The sequence below is a fragment of the Paenibacillus konkukensis genome (assembly GCF_023523925.1).
GTDB lineage: Bacteria > Bacillota > Bacilli > Paenibacillales > NBRC-103111 > Paenibacillus_S > Paenibacillus_S doosanensis.
Window position 1 is genome coordinate 345,042 of sequence record NZ_CP027059.1, and the last position, 25,079, is coordinate 370,120.

At 55.6% G+C, this 25,079-nt stretch carries 16 protein-coding genes and 2 pseudogenes; 3 read left to right on the top strand and 15 right to left on the bottom strand.

All coding sequences use genetic code 11. The annotated features are described in order from the left end of the window. Positions 1 to 19 precede the first annotated feature (19 nt). The 11 genes and pseudogenes from SK3146_RS01475 to SK3146_RS01525 form a co-directional block, all read right to left on the bottom strand. Entirely contained in the window at positions 20 to 1,624 is a 1,605-nt protein-coding gene (locus tag SK3146_RS01475) for a response regulator transcription factor (RefSeq protein ID WP_249863391.1), read from the bottom strand. Further along, entirely contained in the window at positions 1,599 to 3,350 is a 1,752-nt protein-coding gene (locus SK3146_RS01480; protein ID WP_249866145.1) for a sensor histidine kinase, read from the bottom strand. The genes SK3146_RS01475 and SK3146_RS01480 overlap by 26 nt, the downstream gene beginning before the upstream one ends. Before the next feature lie 57 nt (positions 3,351 to 3,407). Then, on the bottom strand, positions 3,408 to 3,644 hold the full coding sequence (locus SK3146_RS01485; protein WP_249863392.1) for a hypothetical protein: 237 nt from the start codon (positions 3,642 to 3,644) through the stop codon (positions 3,408 to 3,410). Between the two features lie 260 nt (positions 3,645 to 3,904). Then, positions 3,905 to 5,431, bottom strand: a complete 1,527-nt coding sequence (locus tag SK3146_RS01490) for a hypothetical protein (RefSeq protein ID WP_249863393.1) — start codon at positions 5,429 to 5,431, stop codon at positions 3,905 to 3,907. A gap of 32 nt (positions 5,432 to 5,463) precedes the next feature. Continuing rightward, the gene (locus SK3146_RS01495) at positions 5,464 to 7,023 is read right to left on the bottom strand and encodes a leucine-rich repeat domain-containing protein (RefSeq protein WP_249863394.1); all 1,560 of its coding nucleotides are present in this window, start codon (positions 7,021 to 7,023) and stop codon (positions 5,464 to 5,466) included. Positions 7,024 to 7,185: 162 nt separating this feature from the next. Further along, the gene (locus SK3146_RS01500; protein ID WP_249863395.1) at positions 7,186 to 7,617 is read right to left on the bottom strand and encodes an immunity 22 family protein; all 432 of its coding nucleotides are present in this window, start codon (positions 7,615 to 7,617) and stop codon (positions 7,186 to 7,188) included. A 70-nt stretch (positions 7,618 to 7,687) separates the two neighbouring features. Then, a complete protein-coding gene (locus SK3146_RS01505) occupies positions 7,688 to 9,352 on the bottom strand; it encodes a DUF6138 family protein (protein WP_249863396.1) in 1,665 nt (554 codons plus the stop codon). A 382-nt stretch (positions 9,353 to 9,734) separates the two neighbouring features. After that, positions 9,735 to 11,264: an alkyl hydroperoxide reductase subunit F gene (gene ahpF, locus SK3146_RS01510; protein ID WP_249863397.1), complete on the bottom strand. Its 1,530-nt coding sequence runs from the start codon at positions 11,262 to 11,264 to the stop codon at positions 9,735 to 9,737. Between the two features lie 13 nt (positions 11,265 to 11,277). Next, positions 11,278 to 11,841, bottom strand: coding sequence for an alkyl hydroperoxide reductase subunit C (gene ahpC / locus SK3146_RS01515; protein WP_249863398.1), 564 nt, complete (start codon positions 11,839 to 11,841; stop codon positions 11,278 to 11,280). 575 nt (positions 11,842 to 12,416) lie between these two features. Next, on the bottom strand, positions 12,417 to 13,787 hold the full coding sequence (locus SK3146_RS01520) for an MBL fold metallo-hydrolase (protein ID WP_249863399.1): 1,371 nt from the start codon (positions 13,785 to 13,787) through the stop codon (positions 12,417 to 12,419). After that, positions 13,787 to 14,686 (bottom strand): annotated as a pseudogene (locus tag SK3146_RS01525) (ABC transporter permease); the annotation flags it as partial. The pseudogene SK3146_RS01525 and the gene SK3146_RS01520, both read right to left, overlap by 1 nt. Before the next feature lie 85 nt (positions 14,687 to 14,771). Between SK3146_RS01525 and SK3146_RS01530 the strand changes: the two are divergent. Continuing rightward, positions 14,772 to 16,259, top strand: coding sequence for an IS1182 family transposase (locus tag SK3146_RS01530; RefSeq protein ID WP_249861671.1), 1,488 nt, complete (start codon positions 14,772 to 14,774; stop codon positions 16,257 to 16,259). A gap of 117 nt (positions 16,260 to 16,376) precedes the next feature. Here SK3146_RS01530 and SK3146_RS01535 read toward each other — a convergent pair. The 3 genes and pseudogenes from SK3146_RS01535 to SK3146_RS01545 all read right to left on the bottom strand — a co-directional run. Beyond that, positions 16,377 to 17,159 (bottom strand): annotated as a pseudogene (locus tag SK3146_RS01535) (ABC transporter permease); the annotation flags it as partial. A 9-nt stretch (positions 17,160 to 17,168) separates the two neighbouring features. Continuing rightward, positions 17,169 to 18,266 (bottom strand): ABC transporter substrate-binding protein, encoded by a 1,098-nt coding sequence (locus tag SK3146_RS01540; protein WP_249863400.1) that lies wholly within the window; start codon positions 18,264 to 18,266, stop codon positions 17,169 to 17,171. A gap of 19 nt (positions 18,267 to 18,285) precedes the next feature. Beyond that, positions 18,286 to 19,260: an ABC transporter ATP-binding protein gene (locus tag SK3146_RS01545; protein WP_249863401.1), complete on the bottom strand. Its 975-nt coding sequence runs from the start codon at positions 19,258 to 19,260 to the stop codon at positions 18,286 to 18,288. Positions 19,261 to 19,444: 184 nt separating this feature from the next. Here SK3146_RS01545 and SK3146_RS01550 point away from each other — a divergent pair, with 184 nt between their 5' ends. Together SK3146_RS01550 and SK3146_RS01555 are read left to right on the top strand one after the other, a co-directional pair. Next, on the top strand, positions 19,445 to 20,341 hold the full coding sequence (locus SK3146_RS01550) for a LysR substrate-binding domain-containing protein (RefSeq protein ID WP_249863402.1): 897 nt from the start codon (positions 19,445 to 19,447) through the stop codon (positions 20,339 to 20,341). 174 nt (positions 20,342 to 20,515) lie between these two features. Continuing rightward, a complete protein-coding gene (locus SK3146_RS01555; RefSeq protein ID WP_249863403.1) occupies positions 20,516 to 21,625 on the top strand; it encodes a glycoside hydrolase family 88/105 protein in 1,110 nt (369 codons plus the stop codon). A gap of 172 nt (positions 21,626 to 21,797) precedes the next feature. Here SK3146_RS01555 and SK3146_RS01560 read toward each other — a convergent pair whose 3' ends face one another. Continuing rightward, positions 21,798 to 25,076, bottom strand: coding sequence for a glycosyl hydrolase (locus tag SK3146_RS01560; RefSeq protein ID WP_249863404.1), 3,279 nt, complete (start codon positions 25,074 to 25,076; stop codon positions 21,798 to 21,800). Positions 25,077 to 25,079: the final 3 nt, after the last annotated feature.

Consider the following 25,079-nt stretch of genomic DNA (forward strand, 5'->3'; position numbering starts at 1 on the left):
ACATCAAATTATTGCAATACTACTTCCCGTACTTGCCCGCGTAGACGTGAGGCGTCTCTCCGATATGCTCCTTGAACACTTTAATAAAATAGCTGTAGCTGTTAAAGCCGACCAAATGATAAATTTCCTTCACGGAGCAGGCTCTCGTGCGAATGAGCTGGGCGCTTCTGTCGATCCGGTACGCCGTCAAACACTCGGTGAAGGTCGTTCCATGCTCTTCCTTAAACAGCCTGCTGAGGTAAGACGGCGTTATACCCAACTGCTCCGCCGTTTCCTCCAGCGTAATCCCTTGTCTATAGTTTTGCTGGATTCTCCGAATGGCCTGGGCGACATACCGGGAATATCGGGCTGAGGTTTGGACTGCGCTCAGAGCTTCGGCCAGCTTGGCGAACAAGGCTTGGTACGTACTCTCCAGCTCCGCCCCATCCTTGGGGTCCGCAGGACCGCCGCTCAGCTCCCGGACGATCCACTCCGATTCGATTCCGGCTTTTTGCGCAATCTTGACCGCCAGATGCATCAGCTCCGCCCCGGCGCGCGCAATCCCGCGGGGATACGCCGCCCTGTCCGCGTCGCAAGCTTGGGCGACATCCCGCACGATTCGCGACAGCTCCTCGGCGTCGCAAGCTTCCGCGGCCGCGAGCAGCTCTTTCTCCTGGCTTATCGTCACATACGAGACGACAGCCCGTTCCGCTCGCTCCGCCTTCGGCGAATGCCCCTGCAGCTCGTCCAGCTTGCCCTGGAGCCGGACATATTGCGCCGAGATGGCCGCAAGGGTGCGGAATATCCCCGTCTGCACAAACAGCACGGAGCAATTAAAATACAGCTCAAGCGATTTTTTCAAGCGTGCTTTCTTGCCTTCGACCTGCTGCTGGATTTCATTCTCGCTGCGCCCATGCTCCATAGATAACAGGACGCCGAACGTGCCTCTCTCCAAATAAACCGCGCAGCCCGCGTCGGCTATAATCTGCAGCGTCATATCGGTAACCGAACGGATGAATAGGGTCAGCTCCTGCTCGTTCATTCGCATATGCAGCTCCTCGAAATTCATCAGCTTCATGAGCAGCAGCACATGCCGCTGGCTGTCCCTTCCGTAAGGCAGGTCCCGGAAATGCTCGACATACTTGCTCTCGTCGGCCGCGCCGGCGCCGATTAACAACTCCTTCAAATAGCTTTGATTGACGGCGGGCACCGCCGCTTCCCATTTGAGCCGCTCCCGCTCGCGGTCGGTTTGCTGCTTAAGCTCGACCCGCACCTTCTCTTTCACCTTGCTTAAAACCTGGACGAGCGTCTCCGGAGACAGCCGGTGCTTGAGCAAATAATCGACGGCGCCGAAATGCAGCGACCCCCGAACGTATTCATACGAATCATAGCTGCTGAGGGCAATCATCCGCAGCTCCGGGCAGCGTTCGGATAATTGCCGGATCAGCTCCACGCCGTCCATTCCCGGCATATTCATATCGACGATAGCCAGATGCGGGGCCGTGTCCCGGACAAGCTCCAGCGCTTCGGCGCCGTCTCCCGCTTCGCCGCATAGCGTAAAGCCGAACTGCTCCCAATCGATAAGCGACCTTAAATGATTTCGAACGAGCAGCTCGTCGTCAACCGCTATAACTTTCAACAACATCGCTACGCACCTTCCTTACTTGGGGAATCGTAATTTCCACGGTCGTAAAAGCTCCCGCCTGACTGTACACGGTAAGTCCGTAAGGCTCTCCGAAGGCCAGCTGCAGCCGTTCCCGTATGTTGCTTAATCCTATGCCTCCGGCCGAATCGGATTCCGCCCGCGCGGCGTTGGTGCTTATCGCCTGAAGCAGCTCCGGCTGCATGCCGATCCCGTCGTCCGTAACGCTCAGCTTCAGCAGCTTCGATGCGTCGCAATAAATCCGGATCGATACGGTGCCTTCCCGGTCCAGAGCGCCAAGGCCGTGGTTCATCGCATTTTCGACGATAGGCTGCACGATCAGCTTCGGGATGAGGCAATCCAGCGCCTCCTCCTCCGCGTTGATATTGACGGCGATCCGGTCCAAAAACTTGTACCGCTGGATTCGCACATAATGCTCCACCTGCTTCAGCTCCTCGCGAACGGGGATCATCTCCCGCTTCGGATCGATGGCGAACCGCATCAGCTCAATGAGCGATCCGGAAATTTCCTCGATATTGGGGGCGTGCTGGATGCGGGCCAAATATTTGATCGTGTTCAGCGTATTGTACAGGAAATGAGGCTTGATCTGCGCCTGCAGCGCCCTGTATTCCGCTTCGCGCCGCTGCCGCTCTTGCGTCTTGACCGTATGCAGCAGCTCCTGCAAATGATCCATCATCGAGACGAACATTTCGCTGAGCTGCCCGATTTCGTCCTCGTTCCTGATTCGCGGCCGCGCATTCATATGCCCTTCGCGGACGAGCTTCATGGCGCTGTGCAGCCGCTTAATATTTTTGGCGATTTGCCGGGAAAGCACATGGGAAATAAGCAGCACGGCGATCAGCACGGCAATGGCCAGGGTAAGCGTTTGAAGCTTAATGCCGTTCACCTCGCTAAGCAGCACGCGAAGCGGGACCATGACGATCGTCGACCAGCCGGTATATTGCGATCGGGTTTGCACGGCCAGATACGACTGGCCTTCCATATCGATCTTGCTGCTCTTCCATTCGCCGGGCACGGCTCCGGCCAATAAGGCCAGCGTCTCCTTATCCTGAAGCTGCGTATGAATTCGCTCGGATCTGGAATCGTAGATAATGTTTCCGCTTTCATCAATGACCGAGACGACCGTTTCCGACAACGGTTCAATATCGTACACCTGCTTGAACAGATTCGGATCGAAATGGACGATGCACAGTCCGATCATCTCCCCGCCGGACAGGACGGGACGAACAAGCAGAATCCTTCCGTTCCCCGACGGATCGTACAGCAAATGCCGTTTGTTCTCGCGAATACGGGGGTTCTCCCATAACGAGGCTGTGAATTCGGAGTTTCCGATCCGGTTCCCCGTATAGAATACGGTGTCGTCGCGGCCGATGACGGTGATCTGCTGCACGTAATTTTTGAAGGCGATCATCGAGCCGAGAAACTCCTCCACTTCTTTCTTCTCCTGAAACCATTCGATCGTCGGAGCTTCTTTGCGGCTGAGCAGACTTTGGTGAATCACATCGCGGATAACGATCGCCTTGGCGATGTTATCGACTTCCTCGACCATCGATTGCAGGTTGCCGTTGACCCCCTGAATCCTGTCGGAAATATAGGACGTCGCGTTGCGTTCAATGACTTTTGCCGAATAATAATAAGAACTGTAGGCAATGGGAATGATGGCGAGAAGCACGACCCATCCGAACGCGGAGAACATTTTTCCTTGCATGGTCTTCACGGAACAACCCCCTGTGAGAATCGGCTGGCAAATTCAAAAAACAAATCTCTATGCATAATAATATCCGTTAACGCTTTCCTTTTGTCCAGCGTTTTTACCGTTATTCCCCCTTATCCCATTGTTCTTACCGGTATCGGGCAGGGGATTGGCCGGTTTGCTTCTTGAACATTCTGCTGAACACCAAGGGGCGGCTATCAAGAACAAATCCCTCAAAAGTGACGTGATGCTCTGAAGCTTATTCCGTCCGCATCCAGCTTCAGCTGGATCGGCGTCTAACCAATCCACCGGGATCGTTCTATGGGTAGACATTCCTTTCGGGGGAGACCCCGGATTTCCACAGGATATGGCTGCGCATCATTTCCTAAACAACGAAAAAAGGCCGCAGCAAAGCTGCAGCCTCGTTCATTACTATCGCGAATAGCGGCGACACACTAAGGCCTTCCTCTCGTCAAGCTCCGACAAACGAGCGGATCGGACGAGAGCCGGAACGAACAGCGAGTACGCCTTTATTCACAGCTTCATCCCCTTTCCGCTGCTAACGGTTATCAATAATCGCGCAGGCTGTCGAACAGCTTCACCAGCACATCGATGTCCGCTTGGCCGCCCACCGCTTGAAAGTTTTGCAGCAGATCGGTCAGCACGGTATAAATTTCTTCCCGCTCCACCGTTTCGATGAAACTCCCCCGCCGGTCCATCCGGTTGAACGTCTCAGTGTATGCGGCAACCAGCGCTTCCAGCTCCTCCCGAACCGCCGCATCGCTCGGTCCGGCCGCAGCGGAGCGGAGAGCGAGACTTCGCAGCGCCGATTGCGTCTTCTTGTACAGCGAAGCGGCTTTGCGGGCGTTGGCTGCGGAGATATGCTCGCGCCCGTCCCAATCCCGGAACGGATTATCGAGATTTTCCGCCAGCCATTCGGGCTTGCGGGCCTTCGTGATGTGCAAATCGAGACCGGCCGCCGCCTGCTTCTTGTAGCACGCTTTGATCGGCCCGGCCGCTTCGGCCGGCAGGCTGGTCATCCACAGCCATTCCAAACGCGGCAGCTTGTCCGGCCCGGGGAACTGCTCGCCGGTAAAGCCGAACAGATCGTACGTGCTGAATCGCCGAAGCTCCGGCAGCGCAGCCAGGCTGTCCACGCCGGTCAGCGTGCCCGGCTTGCCCCACAGACGCAGCTCGCGCAGCGCCGGGAAGCGCCGCACGACGGCGGTCAAATCGAGCGACGCGATGCCGGTCAGATGCAGCCCGCCCAGCCGATCCAGACCGATCAACGCCGGCAGCTTCGCGGTATTGTGCACCGTAAGCCAGCGTCCGTTTTCTTCAGCGGCGATGCGCAGCTCCGGCGAAGCGGGACCGGTCAGCGTGAGCTGCAGCATGTCCCGGTTCAGTGTCAGCTGCCGCAGCCCTTCGGGCCGGATAGCGAGGCGATTCAAGCGGCAGGCGCTTAAATCAAGGTCCGTCCCTTCGACATGGCTGACTTGCAGCTCGATTATGAACGGGTTGCCGGCAATGAACGCAAGCAGCGGTTCGCTCAGCGTATCGGCGTGAATGCGCGTAAGGCACGGCAGCTTCTCCAATTCGGATAGATCGGACAGCTGCCGCAGCAAATCCTCGTCAGCCGCGCTTGTCGAACGCGACAATGACCGGCCGCCCACATCGACCTTCGCGCGGTCTTGAGCGGCTTCCTTGAAGCGCTGCCGCAGCTTGGGAGCGATGGCTTCCCAATTGCGCTGGCGTGCCATGCTGCCGCCCGTATCCCAGCTGCCGTAGCTGACCACTTCTTCCTCCGCCAGCGGCGGGAGGCTGCCGACCTTCGTGTACCCTGCCGGCACGACGGCATCGACGTACGAATGATCGATCCGGTCGTTCCAGAAAAAATAGTTGCAGATCAGCGGCTTCATCTGCCGCAACTCGCTCTCGGAGGGCGGGGCGTCGCCGAGCCAGTCAAGCTCGAGCACGGCCGCCAGCGGCTTTCCTTTTGCGGATTCGGGCTGCTTGATATGCGTGACCTGACAAGCTGCGTAGCTCCGCAGCCTTTCGACATAGACGCAGTAAATATCTCCGGCTTCAGGTATCAAAAGCGCCCCTCCTTTCGTTTTTTACCAACAAGCTATTCAGCGCGGGCGCGCTTCACATACTCGTACCAAATGTCGCTTTCCTCGTCCGTCATATCGCCGGTGATCGAAGAAAAATCGATGATCCTGTCGAAGCGATCTTTTAATAACGCAAATTGCCGGTAAGAGACCGTTATTTTGTTCAGCGAGGCCGAACGGGCCAGCTCCTCCAGCTTCCCGATATCAGGGGAGCCCGACAGCTCCAGGGAACGGAGATGGTCAAGCCGCGCCAATGCGGAAATATCTTCGACTGCCGAATCCTTTATAACCAACGTTTGCAGCTTCCGGCATGATGCCGCAAACTGCAAATGCGCTAGAGCGGCCCCTTCCAGCACCAGCTTCCGCAAGCCGGAGAGCTTGGCCAATACGGCCAAGTCATCCGCTGTGACGGTGCCCAATTCGGAAATCGTCAGCTCGCTGAGCTGACGAAGCTCGGATATACTGCGAAGCCGCTCCGCATCGGGAGCGGAAACTTGCAGAGAGCGCAAGCTTTGGACCGGCTTCAGCGGCGAGAAGTCGCGAACCTGCGTATGCTCAAGATCGACCGCCCTCAGTTTGGGAAGCGCGCTGAGCGGAGACAGATCGGTTACGGCCGTATCGGAAAGCACCAGTTCCTGCAGCTGCTCCAGATGCTGCAGCGGGTGAAGGTCCGAAACCGGATTTTTCGCCAAATACAGCACCTTCAACTGCTTGCAGCCGCTTAAGGCTTCGACGGAACGAATTTCGTTCGCGCTCAGAACGAGCTCGCGCACATCGCTGCATGCTCCGAGCGGAGCCGTATCCGTCAGTCCTTGATCGATCAAATAAATCCGCTTGGCGCGAAGAAACTCGTCCCGGGAGCCGAATGTCTCGATAATTTTCGCCTTCCAGCCGTCATCCAGCCCCTCGAACCATTGCTGCGCCTCCTGTACGCCTGGCTCCCCGAATCGGATCGGCTCCAGCACGGGCAGCTCAATCCTGCGAATCGCATCGAGAAAATGAACCTCCCCTTCCTTGCCGAAGGTCCAAGAGACGTACTCGTCCTCCTCGCGATTGACAGTGTACAAACCTTCTTGAGCCGTATCGCGGATAAACTGCAGCAAATGTGAGAGATGGCGTGCAATGACGTATTTGACCTCTTCATCGCGGCCAAAATTCATCACCTGTCCTGCCCTTCCTTGATCCGCAGGGTCCAGATCGATGCCGATGTGGTTGCCTCCCCAATCTTTGGCGATCGGCAGCCAATACCGGTTGATGTACTGCTCCTTGATCCAGCCGGCGGGAACGGAATAATGCTCCGCTTCCCAATTCTCAGTTTCGAGCCCGGTCCAAATTCTCCATTCCGCCATCATCCCGTCCAGCGATAGAAACGGCAGACCCATAAACAAGCCCGGGCCGCCGTCCTGCTCCCCGTTGTGGATCAGATAAAGCTCCCGCAGCTCCGGCGGCAGACCGAACCCCAATTCCGCTTCCGCGCTGCGAAGCTCCTCTTCCGATGCCGGCGGGTTTAACGATGCGGCCAGCTCGGGCAGATCGCTCTGCAGCAGCTCTGTGATTTCGTGAAGCAGTTGTTTCATCGTACCAAGCTCCTCCCTGCATGAACTCTCTCTCGTATTTCAAAAAGGGTGGTGGAAAACGCCCACTCCGCATGCGAAAGCATCTTCCGATCGCTCTTGTCCCCGGATTTCTTGAATAGATAAGCCCGTGAAACGGGGGAAATCCGGGAACAAAGGCGAACGCTAAAGCTTCTCCAGATTGCTTTCGTATTCGACGATCGCGAGAAGGGCGGCAGCAGAGCCTGCGGGCGGGCCTGCCTCGGCTATCGCAAGCAACGATTCGTTGATCGCTCCGTATGGCGAATCGTTGCCGTACAGGATAATGACCGAAGGATAGGCCCGGATCGCTTCGCCGATTGCCTCCGGCAGCCGCTCAGCGAACGCCTCGTGCGGAGCGTAATCCGACCGCAAATATTCAATAAAAGCCGTGCGTTCCTCCTCGTCCCCGAAATAATGTCTTTCCATAAAATCTTCATCGATCCATGAACAGCCTATCCCGTTCAGAAAGGGGGACAGAAGCGCTTCTCCGTCATCATCGTACACCGTCTCGGTAAAAGCATTCAGTTCCTTTTCGCTAGACGCAGGGGTTCCCCAGATCGTTACGATATGTTTCATCCTGACTCGCCTCCTCGTCGGATAACATCTCGACACTGTGCTTCAAGCTCCATCCCATGCTCCGTCCGTCTTACCTGCGCTTGTCCATTCGCGCCGACAGCGCGGTGAACAGCCGCCGCACCTCTTCGTCCTTTTCCTTCCGCGCCCGCGTCTCCAGGTTTTTCCTGCCTCCCCAGATCATATCGATCAAATGCTCGGCCTCGTAGGTATCGAACGGCTCCATCAACGCTAACAGAGCTTGTAAATTGGCTGCCGTTTCGAATCGGGCCCGCTCCTTGGCGAACTTCCCCTCATTGCAGCGCATAAGAGAAGCTGCGACGGTCGGAAGCGTCGATGCGTCGACGCCGTAATGCTGAATCAGCGCGAGCGCAAACGGCTGCTGTACCGATTGATGCTCCTGATCGACCAGGCTCATATAAGCTTCCACCAGCGGGAAATAGCGCTTGTCCGCCAGCCCGAGGCCGAATACGGCATAAGTGCCCGGCATGCAGTTCTTCTCCCCCTCCGTATCGCCGTACCATTCGAACTCTCCCATAGCTAGCTGCGCATAAGCTTCCAGCTTCGGGAACAGCTCGCGATATTGCAGCGCGTTGGCAAAGAACCGATGCGTCTGCGATTTGGCCAAGCCGGGGACGGGCAGCTGCTGTTTGGCCTTCGATTTCAGCTTGATTTGGTAACTTCTGGAGAAACCCTTGCTCAGCAGATTGCAAATAAAATCAAGAGCTTTTGCATAGCTGTCCGCGCTCTCCTCCCGGATATGAATCGTTACCGTCGCAAAAATATCGTTAGCGCTGCATTCGAGACGTTCGTCCTTGTAAGCGACGTCCGCCGGGTCGAACGTGCCGCTGCCTTCTCCGATGCACCGCTGCGCCTCGGCACTGCCGAGCTCCTGCAGCAGCTCCAGCAGCCCGATGCCTGTGCTTCGGCTGTAATTCGGTTCGTGCTTAATGATCAGGATCGCCGTCTGCAAAGCGAGCCGCATCTGCTGCGGGTCGATGACGGACAGATCGATGCCCTCTTTTTTCGTGTAGGAAGGGAGTCCCCATTCCGGTTTGGAGCAATGAAAATAGATCGGAAGAAATTCGTTTTCGGTCCAGCCGCGCAATGCGCGAATGAACGTAGCCCTATGCTCGTCCAGCTTCTCCTTGTTTTTCTTGTTCAGCTCCATAACCCTGTCGTAGATGCGCAGCCATTGGTCGACATCCATAGCCGGGTACAGACCGGGATCAAGCAGATGATTGGAGAGGAAAAAGCTTTCCAGCGGATCTGTCGGATACTCCTTGGCGTTGAGCTGATTTCGGATATATTGATCCATTCGCTCCAGCAGCTCCGTTTTCTTGCGTTCATTGATATAATCGACGACGATGACGTTTAGCGGGCCTTCGGCCGTCGTCCATTTGCCCGCAATCTTGAATCGGTAATGGAGCAAGGGACTGTCGTCGTAAGCTCGAATGCGGCTCGACAGCTTTTCTCTCAGCAGCGGCAGCAGCTCTTCCGTAATCTGTTCCGTGGTGAGCGGTTCCGTCGCTCTCGCTCCCTTGCGCTCGACTTCCGGCGAGCCCCAATCATCGTCGAACGAGAACACGCGGATGTCCCCCTCGTCATACTCGAACCGGGCATAATCATGGATGCCGATCTGCAAGGATGTGCGCCGCACGGTTTTGCCGGCATCCAGCTTTTCGATTTGATCGAACCATTCGTTCAAGCTATCGGATATTTCATCCGCAATTGTCATTATTATCGTTTGTTGTTCCATTGTTGTTCGTCTTCACCGCCAATACCAAATTATCGAACCTGTGATGCCGTCACGCCTTTCGGTTGCTTCCCATTGTAACGATCCCCGCGGCGGCCAGCAGGCAGCCGAACAGGAACGGCGGGATAAAGTAAGCGAGGGCTTCGGTATCTGATTGCCGATATTTGTTTCTATTCCCATCATAATGGAACTCGCCGCTGTCGAAAATACGCTCAGCAGCCTATAAACATAGGACTGTCGGTCTTCAACTAGGTCCGGGATCACATCAATGCCGGGTGGAAAAAAGCCGCTGCGGCAAAAAAAGACTCCCTCCTACCGAGGCAGATGTTAAATCTGCCTGCGGCAAAAGGGAGCCTATCCGTTATTAATTTCGAATGAGGTAATCGAATGCGCCTAACGCTGCATTGGCGCCCGATCCCATCGAGATGATGATCTGCTTATACGGGCTGTTGGTGCAATCGCCTGCGGCGAATACGCCAGGGACGTTCGTCGCGCCGTGGCGGTCTACGACGATTTCGCCGAAGCGCGTGCGTTCAACGGTGTCGGCCAGCCAATCGGTATTGGGAACAAGACCGATCTGAACGAACACGCCCTGCAATTCCACATGATGCTCTTGTCCCGATTCCCGATCGACATAAGCAATTCCGTCTACTTTGTCCGTACCGGTAATTTCCTTAGTCTGCACGTTTTTGTGTACCGTTACGTTCGGCAGGCTGTAAAGCCGCTTCTGCAGCACGGCATCGGCTTTCAATTCGGGCATGAATTCGAGCACCGTCACATGCTTTACGATGCCTGCCAGATCAATCGCCGCCTCGATGCCGGAGTTGCCGCCGCCGATGACGGCGACATGCTTCCCTGTGAACAGCGGGCCGTCGCAATGAGGGCAGTAGGCAACGCCTTTGTTCTTGAATTCCGCTTCGCCGGGAACGCCGACATTGCGCCAGCGTGCGCCGGTCGAGACAATGACGGTTTTGCTTTTCAGCACCGCGCCGTTTTCAAGTTCGACTTCGATGAGATCCTTCTTTTCCAGACGCTTGACGCGCTGAAGCTTCATGACGTCAATGCCGTATTCCTTCACATGCTCCTCAAGACTCGCTACAAGCTTGGGGCCTTCGGTATATTTGACGCTGATGAAGTTTTCGATGCCCATCGTATCCATAACCTGGCCGCCGAAGCGTTCGGCGACAATCCCGGTGCGGATGCCTTTGCGAGCCGCATAGATCGCCGCGCTGGCGCCGGCGGGACCTCCCCCGACGACAAGCACGTCGTACGGCTCTTTATCCGCAAATTCGGACGCGTCCGGAGCCGTCCCCAGCTTGGCAAGTATCTCTTCGAGCGTCATGCGCCCGCTGCCGAACGCCTCGCCGTTCAGATAAACCGACGGCACGGCCATGACGTCTCTGGTTTCGACCTCGTTTTTGAACGCGGCGCCGTCGATCATCGTATGACTGATGCCCGGATTCAGGATACTCATCAGGTTCAATGCCTGCACGACGTCGGGACAATTATGGCAGCTCAAGCTGACATAAGTTTCGAAGCGGTATTCGCCGCGGATGCCCTTGATCTGATCAATGAGAGGCTGTTCTACCTTGGGCGGTCTGCCGCTTGCCTGCAGCAGCGCGAGCACCAGGGAAGTAAACTCATGTCCCAAAGGAACGCCGGCAAAAACAACCCCTGTATTTTCCCCCGCACGGTTCACGCTGAAGCTTGGCGTACGGTACAGTTCGGTTTTCTCGACCGTGATTCTGGAGGACATGCCGGAGATTTCGTCCAGCAGCTCCAACATCTCACCGGATACGGCATCGGACCCTGCGCTCACTTGAATCTGCACGTCGCCTTCCATGAGCTGCAGGTATTGACCTAGTTGTTCCTTGATATCTGCGTCGAGTGCCATAAGCTTCCGCTCCTTAGATTTTTCCTACAAGATCGAGGCTTGGCTTCAGCGTTTTACCGCCTTCTTGCCATTTCGCAGGGCATACTTCGCCCGGATTGTTGCGTACATATTGAGCAGCCTTCACTTTGTTTACCAGAATGCTTGCATCACGGCCGATGCCGCCTGCATTGATCTCAAGAGCTTGAATGACCCCGTCCGGATCGATAATGAACGTACCGCGGTCCGCAACGCCGTCGGCTTCGATCAGCACGTCAAAATTGCGGGAGATCGTATGCGATGGATCGCCGATCATAATATAAGTAATTTTTCCGATCGTCTCGGAGCTGTCATGCCAAGCTTTATGTGTAAAATGAGTGTCCGTGGAAACGGAATATACTTCAACGCCAAGGCTTTTCAGCGTTTCATATTGATTTTGCAAATCTTCAAGCTCAGTCGGGCATACGAATGTGAAGTCGGCAGGATAGAAGCAAACGACGCTCCATTTCCCTTTGAAATCCGCTTCCGAAACGTCGATAAACTTGCCGTTATGATAAGCCGATGCTTTAAATGGTAGAACTTCTTTTCCGATAAGAGACATAATGATGTTTCCTCCTTAAATTTGGGTTTGATATAGGTTCATGTAAAATAATAACGCAAACCGTCGTTTTCATCATGAAGGTATGATGAAGAAATTATGAATTTATGATGAAGAAAGGGAATATTTCAAGTTGGCCCCCTTGCTTCTCGCTAAAACCTCGACTTCTCGCGACTCTTATATGCTGTGATGAAACGCGCCTGAGCATACATGCTCAATCCTTGAAGACCGATACGCCCTCCGGCGCTTCGATATCCGAATGAATGGCGCCGTCAGCCTGCTTTGTATGTTTTACCCTAACAATACCGTACGCGGGTCTTGCTGTACCTTCAAGTTTTTCCATGAATGAATCATGTTCGGGCTCCTTCCCTGAGAGATCAGGAAATATTTGCTTATATACAAATTCGAGAAGCTCCGCCCATATCCTTTTTATACAGCTTCAATTTTAAGTTTTAAAAGTAAGGTGAACAAGTTCGCTGCAGCTTCCGTTTGATCCTCCCAAACGCTGCTGAAATCGGATGTTTGGATGGCATGCCAATAGCCCGCTCAAGCAAAATCCCAGCTTGAACGGGCTATGTTTATTCCTTGGAATTCGCTTGCAGAGCGTCGCCAATAACTAGCGAATGAAGACCTGCATACCCTTCCCGCGCGAGCTCGGCGCTTAATGCGTCCGTAGTCTCTTTGCCCGCATGCACCAGCACGGTTTCCTTGCTCGGCAGCGCATCCAGCATCGCCCGAACGTCGGGCTTGCCCTGATGCACCTTGTACCGGACAAAACGCGCTGCCGGATCGCCGACTCCGCCATCTTGTCCGGTGATCAGACGGCGGCCCAAGCTTCCTTGGGCGAGATGTCCGGTCAAAATGACGCGGTAGCCGCCACGGCGCTTGAGCACCTCGTAATACCACCGGCATTTGGCGGATTGCATCATCCCGTCGCTTGTGAAGACGATGGCTGCGGCCGGCGCAGCGCCGATCGCCCGTTCCCGGCCGGCCGGATCGTCCACAACCGTCATGCAGCCGTGTTGAAGCCCCCGGGCGATGCGGCCCGCGGCATTCTCGCGCAGCCAGGCACGCCACTGCAGCATGTCGGCCAGTCCGTCGACAATCTCCTTCTCCGCGACGATGCGGACGTCCGGGAACGTCTCCTGCGCCCACAGCAAGAGCTCCTGCCCTCTTCCGAAGACCGGAACGGGCAGCAGCACCGTCTCGCCGCGATGCAGCGCTTCGCCGACTGCGGCCTTCAGCAGCGCCAGCTTCTCGCCCTGGGAATCGGGATCGCCGCCGTACGCCGCGTCGACGATCGCCAGGTCGACGGTCGGCCCGTTCGCCCGGGCCAAGCTCCGCCCCGCGCCGCCGAGGACCGGCTGCGCCTCTTCCCCGCTGCGAAGCTCCGCGGCGGGCAACGCCGGTATGTCGGCCGCCAGCAGCGCCGACTCCGACGTGTAATCGCCGGAGAAGAAGGCGAGCCGGCCTTCGATGTTCAGCAGCAGCCAAACCGAGCCGGGCAGATGGCCGCTGCGGCCCCAGCAGACGCTCAGCTTCGGCGAAAGCGCGAGCCACTCCCCGGGGCCGGCGGTTTCTTCCAAATACGCGTATTGAATCGCGTCGATATGTTCTTCCTCGTAGGGCAGCGGCGCTCCTTGCGCAGCGACGTACTGCTTCCAGGCGCGGAAATAAGCCGGCAGCTGCCGGACCGTTGCGCGCGTCGTCCATACGGCCCCGCGGTAGCCGAGCTTATAAAGCAGCGGGATCGCTACGGAATGATCCTCGTGGGCGTGGGACAAGAAGACCGCGTCGAGCCCGGCCGCGGTCTCCCCGACTAAGGAAGGATATGCTCCGGGCCCTTCCTTCTTCACCCCGCAGTCCAGCAGCAAGCGGGTTTGACGATGTTCGATCAAATAGCAGGAGCGGCCATGTTCTCCGGCTCCGCCCCATACGGTAACTTGCATTATTTCACACTCCACTTTTGTCTGGCGCTCAATAGGTTAATGCCGAGCAGCAGCAGCGTGGTCAGCCCGACGGAGACGACGGCCATCGCCATCCCGAGAGACACCTTGCCCTGCTCGAACTGTGAAAATATATAGGTCGCCGACGTTTCCATAGACGGCGGCAATATCATCAGCGACGCGACCAATTCGCGAACCGAGATAGTGAAAGTCATCATCCATCCGGCCAGCATCCCTGGAACGATCAGCGGCAGCAGAATGCGCCGGAAAATATACGCCGCGCTTCCCCCGAATACGCGTCCCGCCTGAAACAGCGATTCGTCCAATTGGGCGAAATTCGCTTTGACATACTGCACGGTATACGGCAGGAAGAAGACGACATACGTCAGCACGACCATCCCGTACGTATTGTACAGCGGAACCGGGTTCCACGGCGCGTTCCATAGCAATATTAAGCCGACGACGATGACGATGCCCGGCACCGTATTCGGCAGCACGCTGAACAGGTCGGCGATGCGCTGCGGCCATGACCGGGCGCGCCCGATCATCAGCGCGAAATAAGTGCCGAGCAGGACCGATATCGTCGCCGCCGCCAATGACAAGCCGAGGCTGTTCATGAGCGCTTCCATGCTTTTCGATCCCCAGGCCAAAAGCTCCGAGTAGTTGGCAAGCGTCATGTTGGACCATTCGAGGCCCGCGCCGCGCAGCTTCATCATCGAGGCGGCGATGATCGAAAAATACGGCACGCCGATGGACAGCAGCAGCAGGCCCACTACGTACAGCCAGACAAGCGCGCGCGTCCAGCCGTTCAGCCGGTACAGCTTGCCGCGCGTGCCCTTGCCGCCGACGAGCGAATAGGTGAACCGCCGGCTGACGACGCTCTGTACATACCAGACTAGGAGTCTGTCCGACGAAACAGGAAAAGCATAGTTTCGTCGCGAAACTTAACTGTAATCTGTTTATCTGGTAAAAAAGGGTGTGTGGTTTATGGCAAAATTTAAATCTTACTCCACGGAACAAGGTGAATTGTTTCCGATGTATTTGAGCGATTGGATCCCTGAAGATCATTTAGTGCGGCTTGTTAGCGACATCGTGGATCAGTTGGATCTCACGGTCATGACAAATCGGTATTCCCATCGCGGAGAAGAAGCCTATCACCCCGCCATGCTTTTGAAGTTATGGTTCTATGGCTATGCTACGGGTGTGTTCACCTCCCGGACCCTTCGTCAGGCTATGGATGAAAATATTCCTTTTCGTTGGCTATGTGGCGGCCATCGACCGGATTTCCGTACGCTCAGCGATTTTCGAAAGGATCACCTCGAATCATTACCGGGACTTTTCAAACAAGTGGTACACATCGCCATACAGCTAGGGTACGTGTCCCTCGGTCATGTCAGCATCGATGGTTCGAAGCTGAAAGCCCATGCATCGAAGCATAAGTCGATGTCGCGAGATCGGATGAACCAGGAAATCGAGCGTCTGGAAAAGGAAATCCGCGAAGCTCTCGAGCAAGCCGGCCAGATAGACGACCAAGAGAACGAAGAGCCCCTTTCGCTGTTGCCGGAATCGGTGACCAATCGCCAATCCCGACTTGAAAAAATCAGAGAGGCGCTCAGACAGTTGGAAACTCGCAAACCGGTAGAGGAATCGAAGACACCGGACAAAGATCAATTCAACTTTACCGATCCAGATTCCCAAATCATGGATACGAAAACCCAAGGCGTCATCCAAGGATATAATCCGCAAATTGCCGTAGATGCGGATCAGGGATTCATCGTCGGACTGCAGATGAACCCTAGCAGCAGCGACCAACACCAATTCCAGCCGGTGCTCGGTTCCATCCGCAACATAACGGGAAAGGTGCCCGAGAAAGTGAGTGCGGACGCAGGGTACTTTAGTGCGGACAACATTCAGGCGGCGACGAAGGCCGAGACCGACGCCTACATCGCGGCAACCCGTGAAAACAAGCCGCACGGGAATCCGTACGATAAAACCAACTTTACGTATATCCCGGAAACGGATACCTATGTGTGCCCAGCGGGACAAACGCTGATCCACAAGTACACATACTATGAAAAGGATCCTCAAAAAGCGACTCAATGGGTGTATATGAGCGATGCCTGCCTGACCTGCCCGTTTCAAAAGGACTGCGTTAAGTCCGGATCCGGTAAACGAAGGGTCAAACGCAATGAAGGCGATCCGATCCGAGAAGCCATGAGAACCAAAGTGCAAAGCGATGCCGGTAAAGACATTTACCGGTTACGTAAAGCCATCGTGGAACCCGCGTGGGGGCAAATGAAAGAATGTCAGGGCTTTCGTCAGTTTCACCTCCGTGGCGAAGATAAGGTTGAGGGTGAGTTCGTCCTTTTGGCTTTAAGCTATAATTTAAGAAAGCTTCATTCTGCCAAATATCCCAAACCATCCACGGTGTATAAACGGGAGAGGTCTGCCCAAAAACGTAAAAAAGCGGCGTAACTCCCACAAAGGCAAAGAAAGACACAGTGATTATACTCAAATCGTGATGAAAAATCATTTGAAAACCGAGTCTTACTCCGAAGGGACCTACAAAAGTAACTCCGTCGGACAGACTCCTAGCAGGCAAGTGCTCAGCAGCACGGAAGCCAGCGCCGTCGCTTTGCCGAAATCGATCGGCCAGCTCGAAATGTATTTATGAATTTCCGACGTAAGCACATAGTAGCCGATTTTGCGGCCGAAGGTCGCAGGCGTGCCGAACTCGGCGATCGTTTTGACGAAGATGAGCAGCGCACCCATCGCATAGCTGGATAGCAGCAGCGGCAGAACGATGCGCCGGAAACTGTACAAAAACCCGCCGCCGTGCACCGCAGCCGCTTCTTCCTTGCCGCCTCCGATCTGCAGGAGCGCGTTGCGCAAGATCAAGTACAGGAACGGGAACAGATGGAAGCTCATAATCGCGATCATCCCGACCTGGCTGAAGAAAACCGGCGTCACCGCAGCCGCCGCGGGCAGCAGCTGCTCCAGATAACCGTTCGTCTGCATGAACAAAATCCAGCCCATGGAACCGATGTAAGGCGGCGTCATAAACGGAATTAACAGCACGATGTCGAGCCAGCCGTGCCGTTTCAGCTCCGTCCGGGATAAAATCCAGGCCAGCGGCAGCGCCAGCATCGTCGCTCCGGCGACGACCCACAGCCCGAGCCAAATCGAATTCCAGAATACTTCGCCAAGTTCATTCTCCGCGATGGCGCGCAGCGGCGCGAGCAGGTCCAGCTTCTCTCCGGTGCGGACGCTCGTCATTAGGATGAAAAAAAGCGGGACGACCACAAGCATCGCCAGAAGCAGCAAGGCTAGCGTCATCCCAAGATGTTTATGCGAAACCGTCTTTGCTCTCTGCATCATTCGCCTCTACTTAAACAGCTGGGTAAATTTCTTTGTAACCGCGTCGCCGTTGGTATCCATCCAAGCCCAATCGACTTTCATTTGCGGAATTTGCTCGACGCCGGGACGATCTTTGGCTGCTACGTCTTTGCGGCCCGGCAGCAGGTACGTCTCGGCGACCATTTTCTGCGCTTCGTCCGACAGCAAGTAGTCGATAAACGCTTTGGCATTGTCCACATTTTTGCTTGTCTTGACGATGGCGGCCGGACGCGGGCTGATCACCGTGCCGCTCGCAGGATAGATCATATCGATCGGCTCGCCTTTGGCTTTTGCCTGATAGGTCATATAGTCGACGCCTGCGGCTACGATGCTCTTGGAGCCGGTAATGACCGGGTCGAGCGCCTCCTGGTTGGCGCCTGCCATGACCGCGCCGTTCTTCTTGTACTGGTCTAGCAGCTCCCAGCCGGAATCGCCTCTGGTGCTGAGGTAGCCTGTGACGAAGTCGAGCGCCGAGCCGGACAAGGCGGGATCGGGAATATTGATTTTACCCTTCCACTCTTCCTTCGTCAGATCGGCCCATTCCTTCGGAGGCGTTTTTACCAGCTTCGTATTATAGCCGATGCCGAGCGCAGAGGCGCTGTAGCCGAAGAAATTGCCGTCTTTATCGGACCATTCGGGAATCAGCTTATCCGCATTTTTCGCCTCTTTATACTCCAGCGTCATTCCGCTCTTCTTAAGCCCTTGGGCCGACGGCAGCGAAGCGAGGACGACGACGTCGACGACCGGATTCGCTTTTTCCGCTTCCATACGAGACAGAATTTTTCCTGTGGTGCCCTGGAACATCTCAATTTTGACGCCGGTTTTAGCTTCATAGCCCTTCTGGATGCTTTCCGCCAGTTCCTTCGGCCCTGCGCTGTAGACCACCAGCTTGCCGCTCAGCTTCTTCTCTTCCTGCTTCGCCTCCGTTTTGGCCGGCTCCGCGGCCGCCCCTCCCGCCTTCGGAGCCGCTCCGTTCGTGGACGCCGCTTGCTGCGTCGTGCCGCATCCTGCGATGCTGAAGCCTACCACAGCCGTTAGCAGCAGCAGCGCCCCGTTTTTCAAACCTGTCGTCATTCTCGTTTTCATTGATTAAGCCTCCTATAAATTATGAAATATGATGAATATGCTTTTCCGACACATACAGGTTCGCTTGTTCTCCATGCGGCAGCCTTCGCTGATGATAAGCCGTCCAGAGCCCCAGTTCCCCCATGTCGAGCTGCACTTCATAACGATCCCCCAAATAGCTGACACTGCGAATCGTGCCCGTATACCTTTGTTCTTTGTCTTCCGCTTCGTCCTCCGGCCGCCAGCGGATATGCTCCGGCCGCACCAGACTCCGGTCTTTCGCCAGCCAATTGGATTTGCCGATAAACTGGGCGACGAAAGGATGCTCCGGCGCGCCGTAGATGTCCTCCGGCCGGCCGATCTGCAAAATTCTCCCCTGCTTCATGACGACGATTTCATCGGACATAGACATCGCCTCGGTCTGATCATGCGTGACATACAGCGCGGTGAGTCCGATATCCCGCACCAGACTGATCAGCTCGAGCCGCATTTCGTCGCGGAGCATCGCATCGAGCGCGCTGAGCGGCTCGTCGAACAAGACGAGCCGGGGCTTCGTTACGACGGCCCGGGCGAAGGCTACCCGCTGCTGCTGTCCTCCCGACAGCTGATGGGGGTATCGGTCCTCCATCCCGCCGAGCCGGACCTGATCAACCGCTTCCTGCACCTGGCGCTTCAAATCTTTGGTCTTTCCCGACGCCCGCAGCCCGAAGGCTACGTTCTCGAACACGGTCATATGGGGCCATAGCGCAAAATCTTGAAAGACCATGCCGAACCCGCGCCGGTGAGCCGGCTGTTCGATGCGGCGGGCGCTCGAATACATGCACTCGTCTCCGACGGCAATTTCCCCTTGATCCGGAGTTTCCAGCCCGGCGATCATCCTCAGCAGCGTCGTCTTGCCGCAGCCCGAGGGCCCAAGCAGCGTCGTGAAGCGGCCTTGACGGATGCGCAGATCCGTAGCATGCAGCGCCTGCACGTCATCGAACGATTTTTGTAAACCTTGAATTACGACATCCATGGATTTCCCTTCCTATCTGTCAGTCAATCTATTCACAGTGTACAAGCTCAAATGCAGAGAAATATTATCGCCACGTAAAGATTTTGTTAAAAATATCAATGGATTCTATTCAAATCCATAGATTTTTTCTATACTGGTTGCGTACGGTTTACCGAATGGAAGGAACGGGAGGACAGCCAAACCTATGAATATAAATCTGTTGAAGCTGCAAATCGTAGAACTGCTGGAGAGGCATAAAAAGATTACGGCGGTTGCCGAAGCGCTCGGTTTAAAGCAGCCGACGATCACTTTCCATATGAAAAGCTTGGAACAGGAGCTGGGTGTATCGTTATTCGAGCACCGCTCGGGGAAAGTGCATTTGACCGAAGCCGGCAAGTCGTTGTTTCATTACTCGGTTAAAATCAATTCACTGGCGCAAGAAGCCGCAAGAGTCGTCAAAGAATTCGATCAGCTCGGCAGAGGCAGTCTGAAAATCGGCGCGAGCTACGTGCCGGGAACGTATATGCTGCCGCGCATTTTAAGCGAATTCGCCAGAGCCTACCCGAGAATCAGCCTGTCCCTTATGATCCGGACCGCGCCGGTGATCAAAGAGCTGATCCTTAATCACGAGATCGATCTCGGGATCATTTCCTGCGAGCCGTTCCAGCTCCCCCCGCTGCTGTCCGAGACGCTTTGCGAGGACGAGCTCGTGCTGATTATGTCGCCGCAGCACGGACTGGCCCGTCAACCGCAGCTGTATCCCGACCAGCTCGAGCAGGTTCCTTTTCTGCTGCACAGTCCGGAGTCCAGCACCCGCCAGCTGACGGCGAAGTGGGCGCAGAGCAACCGGATCGAGCTGCGGGGACAGATGGAATTCGATTCGCTGGAAGCGATCAAACAAACCGTCATGCTCGGCGAAGGCGTCTCGTTCGTATCCCGCCTTGCCGTTCGCAAGGAGGTCGAACGCGGGGAGCTGCTGGTCCGGCAAATTCCGCAAAACAGCTACAACCGCTACGTCTACGTCGCTTTCAACGAGGACCGCAGCCAATCCGCCGTTTTGGACGAATTTATCGGCCATTTGCGCCGGGAGGTCCCGGAATAAGCGAGGAAGAACGCGATTTATTTGCAGGAAATGATATTTTTCGTTGCCCGAAAGATCGAAAGAAGATACAATGACAAGTGAGTTCTGTCTTTATATTGTTTTACACCCGGTTAAGCGCTTTGCTTGTTCCGGTAATCGCAATAAAACAAACATAAACAAAAAGGAGCTGCCGTCATGCAGGAAACGATCCAACGCGAATTAAAAAAAGTCATCAATCAGCTGCTGAATTTAAAAAGACCCGATAACGAGAGCCAATTAAAGGAGTTGTCCGACGAGGGCAAAGCCTTGGGGTACTTCCCTCGCGACTTCGGCATGGACGAGTGGGACTGGCCGCAGGGCATCGGCTTGTACGGCTTAAATAAACTGACCAATCAAGAAGGCTTTGACGGCGGTTACCGGGAATTCTTCTTGAACTGGTCCAACGAACAGATCGAGCGCGGGCTGCCGCTCAAAAACGTCAACACGACGGCCCCTTTGCTTACGCTGATGGATTTGCCGAGCATCGAGAAGCTGGCATTGGAATGGATGCAATGGGTTGAGCGGGAATGCCCGCGGACGAAAGAGAACGGAATTCAGCACGTCACCTCCGGCAATACGTCCAAATTCGAATTAAACCTGCATGACCAGGAAATTTGGATCGATACGTTGTTCATGGTGGTGCTGTTCACCGCCAAAATGGGCAAAAAATATAATAATGCGGCATGGATGAACGAGGCGGCTTACCAATTCGCGCTTCATATCCAATATATCTTCAGCCCCGAAAATTCCTTGTTCTTCCATGGCTACGATTTTAATAATCTAAACAATTTCAGCGCAGCGCATTGGTGCCGCGGCAACAGCTGGTTTACACTGGCCGCTCCCGAATTTTTGGAAATCATGCAGGATTCTATGACGGCGGAGTCCCGCGAGCTGATTTTCGGCACCTACAAAGCCCAAGTGGACAAGCTGGTCGAATTGCAGCATGAAAGCGGCCTGTGGCATACTCTGCTCGACGATCGGGACAGCTACACGGAAGTATCCGGTTCGGCTGCGATTACGGCGGGCATTCTGAAGGGAATCCGCCTCGGCCTGTTGGACGCAAGCTACCTGGAGCCATGCCGCAATGCGGTTGCCGCGGTGCTGAAGAACATCTCCGAAGACGGCACGGTGCTGAACGTTTCCGCGGGAACTCCGATTTGCGAGAGCAAAGAGGATTACAAAAAGATCGTTTTCGCGCCGACCGCCTACGGACAAGCGTTAGTGATCGTGCTGCTGGCCGAAGCGCTGTATCATCCTGAATTGTAAGAACGAATCCGCGATAAAGCTTGAGCAATCAAGCTTTATTGCGCCCCTTTTTTTAAAGCGCTTTCATTTGAGGCAAATCGAATCCTCCCCGCAGGTAGTACCGCCAATGCTTGCTGTCGGCCGCACCTCCATGCTGAAGGCGGCCCGGAACGGGCCGCCTTGGATCAACTTGTTATTCCGCGCTCCTGACGTCGCGCAGCACATGGGCGCTGTAATCGAAATATTTGCCTTCCAGCAGTCCTGCCAGCGAAGTGCTTACCTTCACCTCGACGGTATTGCTTCCTTGCTTCCATACCGCGGCATCTCCGCTCCACCGGTAAGGCGACCAAGGCCTTACTCCGATCCGGTGTCCGTTGACATATACTTCTGCGCAATCGTGAAATGCCGGGTCCCAGCGGCTGAATGTCAGATGGAAAGTGCCCTTCTCCGGCAACTTGCTCAGCTCAAACGACTTTTTGTATATCAACGTTCCTGCATAGTAAGGATATTCCGGGCAAGGTCCCGCCGCAAGCGGTACTCTGCCGACGGGACGCGCAATGACGGGAACCGTTTGCCCGTTAAACTGAACGGCGAAGTCGCCTTGCACATACAATGCGTCGATCACGCCGTCCCAATCGTGCCGAACGGTCATATCCACCGTCAGCCGGTTCACGCCGGATTTTAAGTGCCTCCTAATCGGGCAAACGATATTGAGATGATCGTAGATAAACGCCGACTGAAAATCGGATTGCAAAAGCGGCGTTCCGTTTATCTTGATGACGTAATCTCCGGATATCGCGCCTCGGTCCATCATCAGCTCGCATTCGCTGGGCATCTCCTGGACAATAAACTCCGTTTCATACGTGCAGCGAACCGGATATTGGATCGACAATTTCTTCGGCGTGCCGAACAATTGATCGAACTGAAGCGGAAGCCGGGCAGCGGATGACGCCGCCAGATCGTCGCATTGGTCGATAAACGTCTTGACGTCAACCGTTCCTTCGCCCGCCTTGTTATTTTCAGCATTGTATAGACTTAATTGGAAGCGGTCGAACCGGATCGCATTATGTCCCTCCGCCTTCACCTCCCAGACGCCGGAAGCATCCAGCTCTATATCGCACCGCTCTGCGGATGCGGCCGAATCTTCTTGACCGCCGGAAAGCCGGCCGAGCTCCAGTAAATGCGACTCATAAGGCGCGAAGCTTAAAGCGACGGTCCAGCCGTTATCGTCCGCCTCGCAAGCGACGGGCTCCGCTTCTCCGGTTTCCAGGTTCAGTCTGCGGATTTGGAACGACTCTCTATCCATGTTCCCGGTTAGCTCCGCACCCAGCTGCAGCTTGATCTTCTGCGTCTCCCCTTCCTGATTGCTGACAAACACGACACGATGATCGCCGATAGCGCGAACCTGCATCAAGAAATTGCGGTATGTCCGGCCGTCGTCGCCAAACCGCACCGCCGGTTCCTTCAATTCGCTGAGCAGCGCGAGCAATCGCCCGCTCAGCTCGCCGCCTTCCGCTTGAGAAGGAGGTATAAAATAAAAGCTGTTCCCGCCTTTGATCCACGGATCTTGCGGCCGCTCATCGCCCGCGTTATTCCAATAGTTCTCTTGATACGTTTCGCTCAAGCCAAGCAGCGCCGCAACCTCCGCCTCGGAAGGACTGCCCTCTTCAATCTTTTCGTAAGGCAGCAGCCCGGTGAAGACGACCTTGCCTCCCGCGCGGGCAAATTCGTTGATTTTGGACCAGGCGGCCGCTTCCAGATTGCTTATAGGCGGTATAACCAAAATAGAGTAGACGGCAGAGCCGATAACCAGCTTGTCCTCTCGCACCTCGGCGCGTTCCAGCAGCTCCGTATCCAGGTGATCGTAATCCCGCTGCGCCATCAGCAGCTCCTTGCCGATTTGGCTCCAGTCGGCTTTGAGCCGCTCCAGCCGGAGCTTCTCTTGTTCCTCGCAGCCGACGTAATCGAATCCTTTGACCGTCGCATGGATCGGGTTGCCCAGATGGGTCCAGAGGCTGGTCGTCGGGTCCAGCAGCGCGATGTCACGCACCGCGGAGCCTCGGCTCATCATATAGCTGATTCGTCCGGCATAATCGCTGAGCTCGCCGAAATGTCTCCAGTACGGATTTTGCATAAACTGCGAGGGCGGAGCATCATGCTTGGCAAGCCCGTCCAGCGTATAGAAGAAGGAATGGAAGTTGAAAAAGTTGATGCCCATGGCCGCCATCCGATCGATCATCCATTTGGCGTCCTGCAGCGTCATCGACCAGCCGACGCTGTGGAAGCACTCGCACAGCACCCGTTCATGGCCGAGCTGTCTGGAGAGCGAACTCGCCATTTTCGGATTGGAGCGAAAATTGGCGTAATATTTGTCGATCACCCAGTCGAGCGAACGGCCGAGCTTCTCATGGGCGCTGTCCGAGCCGACCACATGACTGTACAACTGGGTCGTCATGCGAACCGCCGGCACCTCGGCTATATATTGAAGCCCGTTCTCGTCGCACCAATCGCGGCATTGCTTATGATAGCTTTCCCGCAATACGTCATTGGCCGCCTGAAACAAATCGTACCGGAATCGGGCCGCTCCTTCGTAGGCTGAATCGACCAGCGCGTTCAGACGGTCTTTCACCTCGTAACCGGCTTTGGCCGCAAACCGCTGCGGCATGCGGGAAGACCATGGAAGACGGCCCAAATACCCGGTTTCATCCGTAAACATGCCCTTGATCGTCGTGCCAAAATATTGTCCGACCGTCTGCTTGTACCGCTCATGGGTCAGCTTGATGAACGTGCGCATCGCTTCTTCATGGCCGAAATCGACGAACGTGCCGTAATATTTGTAATCCTGAATCTCCGCTTCCATGAATACGTGAATTTCCCAGCGGCCGGCTGGGGCTGTCCAGCGCAGCTTTTTGACGGTGCGGTAGGTGAAGAAACGTTTGGTGTTGTAGGCTGTCAGTCCGGTTTTCTGAAACACGGGGTCGGCTTGGGCATTGCCGATACGGGAGCTGACATCGATTTGCAGGTCCCACCGCTTCTCCCCGGTGCGGGGATCGATCGGTACGGCGGTGGCCGAAACCGTTCTGCCCCAAGGAAGCTCGAAATCGACGGCCTCTCCGTTCTCCGCAGTGACGCAGCGGTGCTCCAGCGTGCGATGCTTGGCGTCCGGATGCTCCAGAATCACTTCCCCTCCGGCAATGCCGCTCGGGTAAGGATACTCGTCGTACAGCCAGACGAGCAGACCGTGCCGCTTCGCTCTCTCGACGGCATAGGCCACCTTCTCGAACCAGGCGTCGGATAGGTAAGGAATCGTCACGCCCTGCCTGGCGCAAAGGAAAAAGCCGCCCAGCCCTTTATCGGCCATTTCGCGGATTTGCTCATCGATCTGCGCTTCCTCCATATCGCCGTTCCAGAACCAGAACGGGTAAATGCGGTATTCCGCAGACGGCGTTTTGAACTCGCTCGCATCGATCATTAG